11 protein-coding genes are annotated in these 12,030 nt (G+C 60.1%); 8 read left to right on the top strand and 3 right to left on the bottom strand.

All coding sequences use genetic code 11. The annotated features are described in order from the left end of the window. Window positions 1-2: 2 nt before the first annotated feature. Together ACR3E2_RS17890 and ACR3E2_RS17895 are read right to left on the bottom strand one after the other, a co-directional pair. A complete protein-coding gene (locus ACR3E2_RS17890) occupies window positions 3-2,018 on the bottom strand; it encodes an acetate--CoA ligase family protein (protein WP_480484286.1) in 2,016 nt (671 codons plus the stop codon). A 2-nt stretch (window positions 2,019-2,020) separates the two neighbouring features. Next, window positions 2,021-3,181 carry an acyl-CoA dehydrogenase family protein gene (locus ACR3E2_RS17895; protein WP_480484285.1) on the bottom strand — a complete coding sequence of 387 codons (1,161 nt, stop codon included), beginning with the start codon at window positions 3,179-3,181 and terminating at the stop codon, window positions 2,021-2,023. A gap of 80 nt (window positions 3,182-3,261) precedes the next feature. Between ACR3E2_RS17895 and ACR3E2_RS17900 the strand changes: the two genes are divergently transcribed. Then, complete coding sequence (locus tag ACR3E2_RS17900) at window positions 3,262-4,209, top strand: GlxA family transcriptional regulator (protein WP_480484284.1); 948 nt, start codon at window positions 3,262-3,264, stop codon at window positions 4,207-4,209. Between the two features lie 67 nt (window positions 4,210-4,276). Here the strand turns inward: ACR3E2_RS17900 and ACR3E2_RS17905 are convergent, their stop codons facing one another. After that, window positions 4,277-4,879 carry a helix-turn-helix domain-containing protein gene (locus ACR3E2_RS17905; protein ID WP_480484283.1) on the bottom strand — a complete coding sequence of 201 codons (603 nt, stop codon included), beginning with the start codon at window positions 4,877-4,879 and terminating at the stop codon, window positions 4,277-4,279. Window positions 4,880-5,025: 146 nt separating this feature from the next. Here ACR3E2_RS17905 and glyA point away from each other — a divergent pair, with 146 nt between their 5' ends. The 7 genes from glyA (at window position 5,026) to gcvH (ending at window position 12,029) form a co-directional block, all read left to right on the top strand. Next, on the top strand, window positions 5,026-6,279 hold the full coding sequence (glyA, locus tag ACR3E2_RS17910; protein WP_480484282.1) for a serine hydroxymethyltransferase: 1,254 nt from the start codon (window positions 5,026-5,028) through the stop codon (window positions 6,277-6,279). Window positions 6,280-6,290: 11 nt separating this feature from the next. Further along, complete coding sequence (gene lpdA / locus ACR3E2_RS17915; protein WP_480484281.1) at window positions 6,291-7,673, top strand: dihydrolipoyl dehydrogenase; 1,383 nt, start codon at window positions 6,291-6,293, stop codon at window positions 7,671-7,673. A 14-nt stretch (window positions 7,674-7,687) separates the two neighbouring features. Continuing rightward, window positions 7,688-8,632, top strand: coding sequence for a lipoyl synthase (gene lipA, locus ACR3E2_RS17920; protein ID WP_480484280.1), 945 nt, complete (start codon window positions 7,688-7,690; stop codon window positions 8,630-8,632). Between the two features lie 25 nt (window positions 8,633-8,657). Further along, window positions 8,658-10,031: an alanine/glycine:cation symporter family protein gene (locus tag ACR3E2_RS17925; RefSeq protein ID WP_480484279.1), complete on the top strand. Its 1,374-nt coding sequence runs from the start codon at window positions 8,658-8,660 to the stop codon at window positions 10,029-10,031. Between the two features lie 81 nt (window positions 10,032-10,112). Then, window positions 10,113-10,535 carry a universal stress protein gene (locus tag ACR3E2_RS17930; RefSeq protein ID WP_480484278.1) on the top strand — a complete coding sequence of 141 codons (423 nt, stop codon included), beginning with the start codon at window positions 10,113-10,115 and terminating at the stop codon, window positions 10,533-10,535. A gap of 16 nt (window positions 10,536-10,551) precedes the next feature. Then, window positions 10,552-11,646, top strand: coding sequence for a glycine cleavage system aminomethyltransferase GcvT (gene gcvT, locus ACR3E2_RS17935; protein WP_480484953.1), 1,095 nt, complete (start codon window positions 10,552-10,554; stop codon window positions 11,644-11,646). Between the two features lie 17 nt (window positions 11,647-11,663). Beyond that, window positions 11,664-12,029: a glycine cleavage system protein GcvH gene (gcvH, locus tag ACR3E2_RS17940; RefSeq protein ID WP_209505056.1), complete on the top strand. Its 366-nt coding sequence runs from the start codon at window positions 11,664-11,666 to the stop codon at window positions 12,027-12,029. Window position 12,030: the final 1 nt, after the last annotated feature.

Below are 12,030 nucleotides of genomic sequence, written 5' to 3' on the forward strand. Positions count from 1 at the left end.
TCTCAGGCCTTTCTTATCAGGGCGTCCACGGCAACAGCCTTGTCCGGCGTGCACAGGAGCGGGTTAATCTCGACCTCGCTAAGCGTGTCGGCATTTTGCATGACATAGGTCTGAACGGCCTCGACCGCGGCAACAATCGCATCCATATCAGCCGCCGGTTGGCCGCGATAGCCCGCCAGCAGTGGGGCGATCTTCAATTGACCGAGGGCGGAGCGGATGTCTCCGGGCGGGCTGGGCACCAGCAAGGATACCGTGTCGCGCAGCAGTTCGGTCAGCACGCCCCCTGCCCCAAAGGTCAGAACAAACCCATGGGCGGGATCACGCAACACGCCAATCAGAAGCTCGGCAACGGTTCCGGTGACCATCTCTTCGATCAGGATGTCTTCGGTGCCGATATCAGCCGCGACAGCCGCGACGTCGCCGGCCCGGATGCCCAGCCGAACGGCGCTGTGTTCGGATTTATGCGCAAGCCCGACACCCTTGACGGCAAAAGGGCCTTCCATCTGGTCCGCTGCGGCACGGGCAGCTTCCGCGCCCCGCACCGTCCGGTTTTGCGGGATGCGTAGGCCGCATTCCGCCAGCGCCGCCTTCGAGGCGCCTTCGGTCAGGGTTTGGGTTGGTTCCATCATACCCGGTTGCAAAACGGGCGCAGCGGATGGGGCCTTGACCTGCCCTGCGGCGCGGGTCGCAGATAGCGCCTCGCGCAGGCCCATGAAGGGGACAACACCCCCGGCCATCAGCTGTTGTGCGATGTCTTCCGGCAATAGTTCCGGCAAGGTGGCGACAATCGCAAACCGGGCGCCGGTTTCTGCCCGTACGTTCAGCGCTGCCTGCGTTGCGCAGGCCCAATCGGTGGAGTCGGTGGTCGGGTAGTCGACGATCGAGAATGTCATGTCGATATCGTCGCCGGTCATGCCCGACCAGGCTCGCGTCATCGCCAGCTCGTCACGCCAGATATAGGTGTGATAATCCAGCGGGTTGTTCAGTGCGACCATGGGCCCGAGCGCGCCGCGCAGGCGGGTCAGCTTTTCACCGCTCAGTCGTGTAAATTGCAACCCCGTGCCGACAGCCATATCGGCAATAAGGCTCGCCTCGCCCCCCGAACAGCTGATCGAGGAGATGTTGCCCCCCGGCAGCGGCCCGTAGCAGTGCAGCAGTTTGAGTGTTTCAAGGAAGTCGGGCAGTGCCGAAAGGCGTGGAATGCCAAGCCGGTCAAGCAGCGCCTGCGCCCCGGCATCGCTGCCCGCCAGCGACGCGGTATGGGAAACGGTCGCCGCTTGCGCCTGTTCCGATGCGCCGACCTTGAGGGCAACCAGCGGGACGCCCTTTGCATGGGCTTTGGCGGCCAGCGCTTCCCACTCGCGGATGTTCTTGAAGCCTTCGATATGCAGGCCCACTGTGGTCACGCGCGGGTCATCGATCAGGGCCGAGGCGATCTGCGCCTGACTGGTCTGAGCCATATTTCCGCAGGTGACCATATAGGCAATCGGCAGCCCGCGTTTCTGCATGGTCAGGTTGATCGAGATGTTCGAGCTTTGCGTCAGGATCGCCACGCCCTTGTCAACTGGCACAACCCCGTGCTGATCGGGCCACAGCAATGCCCCGTCCAGCGCGTTGATGAATCCATAGCAATTCGGGCCCAGAATGGGCATGTCTCCGGCCGCGGCGATCAGTTGATCCTGCAAATCCCCGCCGGTGTCGTCCTCGGCCACAGCCTCGGAAAAGCCCGAGGCGAAGCAGACGGCGCCACCCGCACCCATGCTGGACAGGACTTGAACCGCTTCAATCGTGGCATGGCGGTTGATGCCGATAAAAACCGCGTCAGGTGCGTTGGGCAGGTCTTCGATCCGGCCATAAACCTTGTGGCCCGCAATGTCCGAAGCTTTAGGGTGGACCGGCCAGATCTGACCGGCATATCCCATGCGTTCGGATTGTAGGATAACCTGTTGGCACCATGCACCGCCGCCAATGACAGCGATGGATTTCGGGCGCAGCAGCCGGGTCAGGTCTTTGGTCATGGTCAGGCGCCCAGCGGACGCAGAAGATCGCGGCTGATGATGTGGCGCTGAATCTCGCTGGTGCCGTCCCAGATCCGTTCGACCCGGGCGTCGCGCCAAAACCGTTCGATCGGGAAATCATCCATCAGGCCCATGCCGCCGAAGATTTGCAGCGTCGTGTCGGTGACCCGCGCCAATGCCTCGGAGGCATAGAGCTTGGCCGAGGCGATCTCGCGGTTTGCGGGCAGGTTCTGATCCAGACGCCAAGCGGCGGCAAGGGTCAGCCAATCGGCGGCGTCAATCTCGGTGATCATGTCGGCAATCTGGAAGCCAACGCCCTGAAACTTGCCGATGGGCTGGCCGAATTGCTTGCGCTCGGCGGCGTAATTCAGCGCATAGTCAAAGCAGCGCCGCGCGCGCCCGACCGAGAAGGCCGCAACCGTCAGACGGGTCGCGTAAAGCCATTCGTTCATCACCGCAAAACCGCCATCGACCTCGCCCAGAACCTGCGCATCGGACAGGCGGCAATTGTCGAAATACAGGATACAGTTTTTATAGCCCCTGTGGCTGACGGATCTGTAGCCGTCGCGTACTTCAAAGCCCGGTGTGCCGCGATCCACCAGGAAAGTGGTGATGCGTTTTTTGGGGCCTTTCGGGGTCTCATCCACGCCGGTGGCAACGAATACAATAAAGAAATCCGCGTGTTCCGCGCCCGAGATGAAGTGTTTCGATCCGTTGACGACCCAGTCGCCACCGTCGCGCACCGCCTGACATTTCATGCCGCGCACGTCCGATCCGGCATCCGGTTCAGTCATCGCCAGCGCGTCCATCTTTTCCCCGCGCACAGCAGGCAGCAGATAGCGTTCGCGCTGTTCATCGTTGCAGGCCATCAGGATGTTCTGCGGGCGGCCAAAGAAATGCGTCAGCGCCATCGACCCACGACCCAGCTCACGCTCGACCAGTGTAAAATCCAGATGCGACAGGCCCGCGCCGCCTACTTCTTCGGGGAAGTTGCAAGCATAGAACCCCAGATCGATACATTTCTGCTTGATCTCATTGCCAAGCTCCAGCGGGACCGTTCCGCTGCGTTCCACCGCGTCTTCATGCGGGTAGATTTCTTTTTCTACAAAGCTGCGGACCGTCGAAACGATCATGTCCTGTTCTTCTGTCAGACCAAACTGCATGGCGCGTGTTCCCTGGATCGGTGGTTGACCAACCAAACGCCATCGCTCATGGTCGCGGCATGCAGAGATAGATCAGTTTCATGCCAAATTCGAAAATATTATTGCAGCAGTACAATGTCCTGCTGTTCAACGGGTTCTCGAACCATTGCCTTGCGAACATGGTCGAACCGTTGCGTGCGGCAAACACCCTGTCGCGGCAGGTGTTATATGCGTGGCGCTTCTGTTCGCTTGACGGCAACCCTGTTCAAAGCTCCAGCGGCCTTGTCGTCACCCCGAACGGGGCCATCGGCGATCAACAGGGGGATTTTCTTGTTGTTATGCCGTCATATGGATACCTGAAGCTGGATACGCGGTCGACCATGCGTGCCGTGCTGGCTGCGGCCAAGAAACACAAGCACCTGGCCGGGCTGGATACGGGAAGCTGGCTGCTTGCCAGCGCCGGATTGCTGGATGACCACAGGGCAACCATTCATTGGGACGAATTTTCGCGGTTCGAAGAAAGGTTTCCGGCGGTAGAGGCCGTGCAGGAACGGTTCGTCATCGATGGCAACCGTCTGACCTGTTCCGGGGCCATGGCAGCCTTCGATCTGGCCCTGACCCTTATCCGCCGGGATCACGGCCCGCTGCTGGCGATGGAGGTCGAGCACCTGTTCATGAGCCGGAACGGGCGTGGTCATTATGACCTGCCTCTGAAATCCGAGGACACGCTGGTCAATCGCGCACTGACCGTCATGCAGGCGCATCTTGAAGCACCGCTGTCAGTCCGGAGTGTGGCCCGGAAAATCGGGTGTTCGCAAAAACGGCTTGAAACGCGTGTTCAGGCGGAACTGAAAACAACTCCGCAAGCGCTGTACCGGCGTCTGCGCCTGAACCGCGCGCGCAATCTGGCCGAGGATACGGAACAATCCATCGCCGAGATCGCGGGGCGCTGTGGATATGAAAACGCCAGCGCCATGACCCGCGCGTTCAAGGCCGAATTCGGTCAAACGCCGACCGCATTTCGGAATGGAAACCTGTCGGGGCGATGAGCCCGGACTGGCGGGAAGCCGTTTGTTGCTTTTCACAACCTGCAATAAAGCATGCGGTTTTCTGATATCACTCCAGCGAAACCCACAGAATCCTGGCGTCTTCGTCGCTGGTCGAGATACAGCCATGGCCCATTCCACTGTCGTAATACAGTGAATCCCCGGCCTTCATGGGCAAGGGTCGGTAATGTTCGGAAAGGAAAATCAGCTCGCCGCTGAGTACATACATGAATTCTTCGCCAGAGTGCCGAATCCAAGTGTCGAACTCGGATACATCCCGCGCCTTGATCGTTGCGATATAGGGCAGCATCCGTTTGCTGGTCAGTTCGGAACACAGCAGTTCGTGATGATAGGTGGGCGTGGTCTTGAATTCTCCCTCGCCTTTTGGAGTGAAATCGCGGCGACCCGAGATGCCCGACTGACCCGATTGCAGGAACAGCTGTGGCGTGCTCATGTCGAGCGCCTGTGTCAGGCGCCGCACGATTTCAAAACTGGGCCGTGTCTGGTTGTTTTCGATCTTAGACAGAGTGGACCGACCAATACCCGCAGCACGGCCAGCCTCTTCCAAAGTCCAGCCTTTTGATCGCCGCGCATCGCGAATGGAGCGGCCCAAAGCCTCGCCTTCGTCCGGTTCTTCCAGCCCGGAAACATCGTTTTGGCTTTCATCGACCATGGATTTCCCCCTGTTTTTCAAAGGCTACAGGTTTTCCCATACATACGCAACTTCTTGAATAAGAGATTTATGTTGCCCTATTGGATCATTTTCCACTATTGGAAACAAAGTTTCGTACTGAGGATTCGGAACCGAAGGAGGGGATAATGTTCAAAACGTCGCTGAATGAGGCTGACCCGGTAATCGCCGCGTCGATCGCGCGCGAAGGAATACGTCAGGCGGAACAGATTGAATTGATCGCGTCCGAGAACATCGTCTCGAAAGCTGTGATCGAGGCTCAGGGCTCGGTCCTGACCAACAAATACGCCGAAGGTTATCCTGCGCGCCGCTATTATGGCGGGTGCGAATATGTCGACGAGGTCGAAGTCGAGGCCATCGAAAGGCTGAAACAGCTGTTCGGTTGTGAATACGCCAACGTTCAACCCCATTCCGGCGCTCAGGCGAACGGGGCGGTCAAACTGGCGTTGCTGAGCCCCGGTGACACCATCCTGGGCATGTCGCTGGATGCGGGCGGACACCTGACACACGGTGCAAAACCTGCCCAATCCGGCAAGTGGTTCCGGCCGGTACAATACGGTCTGACCCAAGCCGGCCTGATCGATTACGACCAGGTGGCCGAGCTGGCCCGGGCGGAAAAGCCCAAGCTGATCATCGCAGGCGCATCGGCCTATTCCCAGAAGATCGACTTTGTCCGTTTCCGCGAGATCGCAGATGAAGTTGGTGCGTGGTTGCTGGCGGACATGGCGCATATCGCGGGTCTGGTCGCAACTGGCCTGCACCCTTCGCCCATTGGGCACGCGCATATCGTCACCTCAACCACCCACAAGACACTGCGCGGCCCGCGGGGCGGGATCATTCTGACCAATGACGAAGCGCTGGCGAAAAAGATCAACTCTGCCGTATTCCCGGGCTTGCAAGGTGGACCGCTGATGCATGTGATCGCCGGCAAGGCGGTTGCATTCGGAGAGGCGCTGAAGCCGGAGTTCAAAGAATACATGCAGCGCGTTGTCGACAGTGCATCGGCTTTGGCCAATGTCATGATGGCGCGCGGATGTGACATCGTTTCGGGTGGCACCGAAAACCACCTGATGCTGGTCGATCTGCGCCCGATCGGTGTGACCGGCAAGGATGCCGAGGCCGCGCTGGAACGTGCCGGGTTCACCTGTAACAAGAACAGCGTTCCGGGCGATCCCCAGAAGCCCACCATCACCAGCGGCATCCGTCTGGGCACTGCCGCCGGGTGCAGCCGGGGTTTTGGCCCTGAAGAGTTCAAACAGATCGGCCATCTGATCGGCGATGTTCTGGACGCGTTGGCGCAGTCGCCCGAAGGCGACGCGGCCATCGAAAAAGAAACCCGCGAAAAGGTTCGCGCGCTTTGCGCAAGCCACCCGATCTACTGAAAGTGCGCGAAATGAACACCTACGATCTGATTGTCATCGGAGGCGGACCGGGCGGCTATGTTGCCGCGATCCGCGCGGCTCAGCTGGGACTGAAAGTTGCCTGCGTCGAAGGGCGCGGCGCTCTTGGCGGCACCTGTCTGAACGTGGGGTGCATCCCCTCCAAAGCGTTGCTGACCTCCTCGGCCAAATATGCCGAGCTTGCACATCTCTCCTCCCACGGTGTTGCGGTCGAGGGGGCCAGCATCAATGTCGGCGCGATGATGGAGCGCAAGGACAAGATCGTGGGCGACCTGACCAAAGGCATCGCATTCCTGTTCAAGAAGAACGGCGTTGACCTGATCGAAGGTTGGGCCAGCATCCCTTCAGTCGGGCAGATCAAGGTTGGCGCTGACATCTATAAGGCAAAGAACATTCTGATCGCGACCGGGTCGGAACCTACCTCGCTACCGGGGATCGAGATTGATGAGCAGGACGTCCTGAGTTCGACCGGCGCGATTGCGATGGAAAGCGTGCCGGATCATCTGGTGGTGGTGGGCGCAGGTGTGATCGGTCTGGAACTTGGTCAGGTCTGGGCGCGTCTGGGCGCGAAAGTCACCGTCGTCGAATATCTGGACCGTGTGCTGCCCGGCATAGATGGCGAGATTGCGAAACTGGCGCAGCGGGCGCTGGCCAAGCGCGGCCTGAAGTTCCAGCTTGGTCGGGCATTGAAATCCGTCAACAAGACCGCGGCCGGATTGACGCTTGCTCTGGATCGGGTTGGCAAAGACAAGGAAGAGGTGATCGAGGCCGACAAGGTTCTGATCGCCGTCGGACGCCGACCGGTAACGCGCGGGTTGGGGCTGGAAGAACTGGGGATAGCCTGCGACCCGCGCGGATTTATTCAGGTGGATGACACATTCTGTACCGCTGTTCCCGGCATCTATGCCATTGGCGACTGCGTTCCAGGGCCGATGCTGGCGCACAAAGCCGAAGAGGATGGCGTTGCCTGTGTCGAGATGCTGGCAGGCGAAGCGGGACATGTTGACTACAATACCGTGCCCGGCGTGGTTTACACCGACCCCGAGGTCGCCTCGGTCGGGCTGACCGAAGAAGCCTTGCAAGAAACGGGCATTGAATACGTGGTCGGGAAGTTTGCCTTCATGGCCAATTCGCGGGCGCGCTCGACCGGCGAGACCGACGGGGCCGTCAAGGTGCTGGCCAGTTCCGAAGGCAAGATCCTGGGCGCGCATATTTGCGGTGCGCATGGGGGAGATCTGATTGCCGAGCTGGTTCTGGCCATGGCCAAGGGCATCACCGTCGCCGAGGTCGCAGCCACCTGCCATGCCCACCCGGCGATGGGCGAGGCTGTGAAAGAAGCCTGCCTTGACGCCATGGGCCGGGCAATTCACGCGTAGCGGGGACCAGCCAGATGACCATCCAGCTAAGACCACGTCACCCGGAAAAAGCCAAAAATGCCGACAGCGTCATTCCGCGCAAACCCAAGTGGATACGCAAGAAAAAAGGCGACAGCTCCGCCTATTACGAAACCCGGCGCCTGATGCGGGATCACAATCTGGCGACGGTCTGCGAAGAGGCGGCCTGCCCCAATATCGGCGAGTGTTGGTCCAAGCGCCACGCAACCATGATGATTATGGGCGAGGTCTGCACACGCGGATGTTCGTTCTGCAACGTATCGACTGGCCGCCCCGACGCGCTGGACGCTTTCGAACCCGGTCGCGTTGCAGCGGCGGTCAGGAAGCTGGGCCTGCGCCATGTCGTCATCACCTCGGTCGATCGCGACGATCTGGCCGATGGCGGGGCCGAGCATATTGCCCAGACCATTCGGGCGGTACGCCACCAAAACCCCGGCACCACGGTCGAAGTTCTGACCCCCGATTTTCTGGGCAAGGGCGACGCCGCCAAGGCAGTCTTTGACGCCGCACCGGACGTGTTCAACCACAATCTGGAAACCGTGCCGCACCTATATCCGACCGTCCGTCCTGGCGCGCGGTATTACACGTCGCTGCGGCTGCTGGATGATGCCAAGCGCGCCAATCCGGAACTATTCACCAAATCCGGCCTGATGGTGGGCCTGGGGGAAACACTCACGGATGTGCGTCAGGTCATGGATGATCTGCGTGCAGCGCAGGTCGATTTCCTGACCGTTGGCCAATATCTGCAACCAACCCCGAAACACCATCCAATTGACCGGTTCTGGACACCGGAAGAGTTCGCCCAGCTGGAACAGATTGCCCGGTCCAAGGGCTTTTTGCACGTGTCAGCAACCCCGCTGACCCGGTCGTCGTTCCATGCGGACGAAGATTTCGCTGCTCTCAGGCAGGCTCGCCAGCGGGCTATCGCCAAAGGGGCATAAACCAAACGCAAATGGGAGGGAATCCATGGAAGCGTTAAATTCAATCGTAGGCGCCATCAATGGCGTCGTGTGGGGGCCGCTGATGCTGGTTCTCATCCTTGGCGTCGGCTTCTTCCTGCAGGTCGGACTGAAATTCATGCCGATCCTGCGCATTGGCATGGGCTTCAGCCTGCTGTTCAAAGGCCGTGAAGGTCAGGGCGAAGGGCAGATCAGCCCGTTCAACGCGTTGATGACTTCGTTGTCGGCCACCATCGGTACGGGGAACATCGCCGGTGTTGCCACTGCTGTCTTCCTGGGCGGTCCGGGCGCATTGTTCTGGATGTGGATGACCGCCCTGGTGGGCATGGCCACCAAATATGCCGAGGCTGTCTGCGCGGTGAAATACCGCGAAAAGGACGAGCTGGGCAACTTCGTCGGCGGCCCGATGTACTACATCAAGAACGGTCTGGGCGCGAAATGGGCGTGGCTGGGTGTTGCCTTTGCCCTGTTTGGCGCAGTTGCGGCCTTTGGCATTGGTAACGGCGTGCAGGCCAATGGTGTTGCACAGGTTCTGGAATCGAATTTCGGAGTAAACACCTCGGTCACCGGTGTCGCTCTGATGGTTCTGACCGCCGCTGTTATTCTGGGTGGTATCACCCGTATCGGTGCGGTCGCCGGTAAACTGGTTCCGTTCATGGCGATTGCCTATATCGTTGCCGGACTGCTGGTCCTGATCATCAACATCGGCAACATCGGTCATGCGCTGTCGCTGGTCTTCACCTACGCCTTCACCCCATCAGCCGCCGAAGGTGGTTTCGCTGGTGCAGCCGTCTGGGCCGCCATCCGCTTTGGTGTGGCGCGCGGTGTTTTCTCGAACGAAGCGGGTCTGGGTTCCGCTCCGATCGCGCACGCGGCAGCCGAGACTAAAGGCCCGGTCAATCAGGGCCTGATCGCGATGCTGGGAACGTTCATCGACACTATCATCGTCTGTTCGATCACCGGTCTGGCGATCATCTCGTCAGGTGCTTGGACATCGGGAGAATCCGGTGCGGCGCTGACCTCGCTGGCGTTCGAGACCACTCTGCCGGGTATCGGCGGGTCGATCATCGCCATCGCTCTGTCGATCTTTGCTTTTACCACCATCCTCGGCTGGTCCTTCTATGGCGAGAAATGCGTCGAGTTCCTGCTGGGCGTGAAATCCCTGCTTCCCTACCGCATCCTGTGGATCATCGCGATCTACTTCGGTGCAACCGCGGATCTGGGCTTTGTCTGGCTGCTGGCCGACACGCTGAACGCCATGATGGCCATTCCGAACCTGATCGCCCTGGCCCTGCTGAGCCCGATCGTCTTCAAGCTGACGAAAGAGTTCTTCGCCTCGGGCGGCAAGTCCGAAGAGCCGGGCGGCGCGCCTGCCGAATAAGCTTGGTCTGACTTGAAACCGGGGGGCCATTCCGGCCCCCCGCCTTTAAAAACAGAATTCCATATCTCGAGGAGAGACGTGATGGTCACGAAAATCCTGCTGCCCATTGATCACACCGACGACCGTTCGTGGAAAAATGCCCTGCCAGTCGCCTTGGAACAGGCCAGGTTCTACGGGGCTGAACTGCACGCGGTTGCCGTTATCCCCGAGATCATCCAGCTGCCGAACCTTCCCGCAAACTATGGTGCCGGTGCCAAAGACCACGTGCGAAATGCGGTTCAGGCCATTCTGGATCATGGCAACGCATCGGACGTGCCTGTCCATGTTGAAGAAGGCAGCGTTTACCGTGAAATCCTCAAGCGCGCCTACAAGGACGGCTTTGACCTGATCGTCATGGCCTCGACCAAGGGTGATTTTCCGAATTATGAAATCGGTCCGAACCTGGCCCGTGTCGTGCGCAACGCGCATTGCACCGTCATGGTTGTTCGCGACCAGTCCCGTTGAGTGAAAGGTTGGATCAATGACCGAGATTAGACGCACGCCGCTTTTTGGGCTTCACGTTGAGTTGGGCGGCAAGATGGTTGATTTTGCCGGGTGGGAGATGCCAGTTCAGTATCCGCTGGGGATCATGGGTGAACATAAGCAGTGCCGCGAGAAGGCGGCGTTGTTTGATGTGTCGCATATGGGTCAGGTGATTTTGCGGGGCGAGGATGTGGGCGAGAAGCTGGAAGCTCTGTGTCCGCAGGCTTATGCGACGCTGAAGGAAGGCAAGGCGCGGTACGGGTTCTTCACCAATGCCGAAGGCGGGATCATGGATGACCTGATCGTGTCGAACGCGGGGGATCATTACTTTGTGGTGGTGAACGCGGCGCTGCGCCATCAGGACATTCCGCATATGCGCGCCAATCTGGACGGCGTCGAAGTGACCGAGATTTTCGACCGCGCGCTGGTCGCGGTGCAAGGCCCCAAGGCCGAGGACGTGGTGGGCGCGCTCTGCCCTGCGGTGCGCGACCTCAAGTTCATGGAAACTACGATTGCCGACATCCTGGGTGTCGAATGCCGCATCTCGCGGCTGGGATACACGGGCGAGGACGGGTATGAGATCTCGATCCCCGAGGACAAGGCGATCGAGATCACCCGGGCGTTCCTTGCGCATGAGGATTGCGAACCGGCGGGTCTGGGCGCGCGTGACAGCCTGCGGCTTGAAGCCGGTCTGTGCCTTTATGGCAATGACATCGATCAGAGCACCTCGCCGGTCGAGGCCAGCCTTGGCTGGGCGATGCAGAAGCGCCGCAAGGAAGAAGGCGGCTTTCCGGGTGCGGAACGTGTGCAGCGCGAACTGGCCGAGGGGCCTGCGCGCAAGCTGGTGGGCATCAAGCCCGACGGCCGCGCCCCCGCGCGTCAGGGCGTGGAAGTGCAATGCCTTGAGGGCAATACCATCGGTCAGATCACCTCGGGCAGCTTTGGCCCCACGGTCGGCGGCCCGGTTGCGATGGGCTATGTGTCCGCGGGCCATGGCGAGCCGGGCGAGAAGGTCAACCTGATCATCCGGGGCAAGGCGCAACCGGCGCAGATTGTGGCGCTGCCCTTCGTCAAACAAAATTACAAGCGTTGAAGTCAGGAGAGAGAGACATGGCAACCTATTATTCCGAAGAGCATGAATGGCTGGCGGTCGACGGCGACACGGCCACGCTGGGTATCACCAAACACGCGGCCGAGCAGCTGGGTGAGGTGGTCTTTGTCGAGCAGCAGGAGGTGGGCGACGAGTTCGAGAAGGATGGCGAGATCGGCGTGATCGAATCCGTCAAGGCCGCCTCCGAGCTTTACGCGCCGGTTGATGGCGAGATTACGGAAGTGAACGAGGCGCTGGCTGACAACCCCGGCGCGCTGAACGACGACCCCGAGGGCGAGGCCTGGATCTACAAGATCAAGATCGCCGATGCCGCGCAGCTGGAAGATCTGATGGACGAAGCCGGCTACAAGGCCTTCATCGGCTAAA

It is taken from the genome of Ruegeria sp. AL7 (assembly GCF_056536105.1).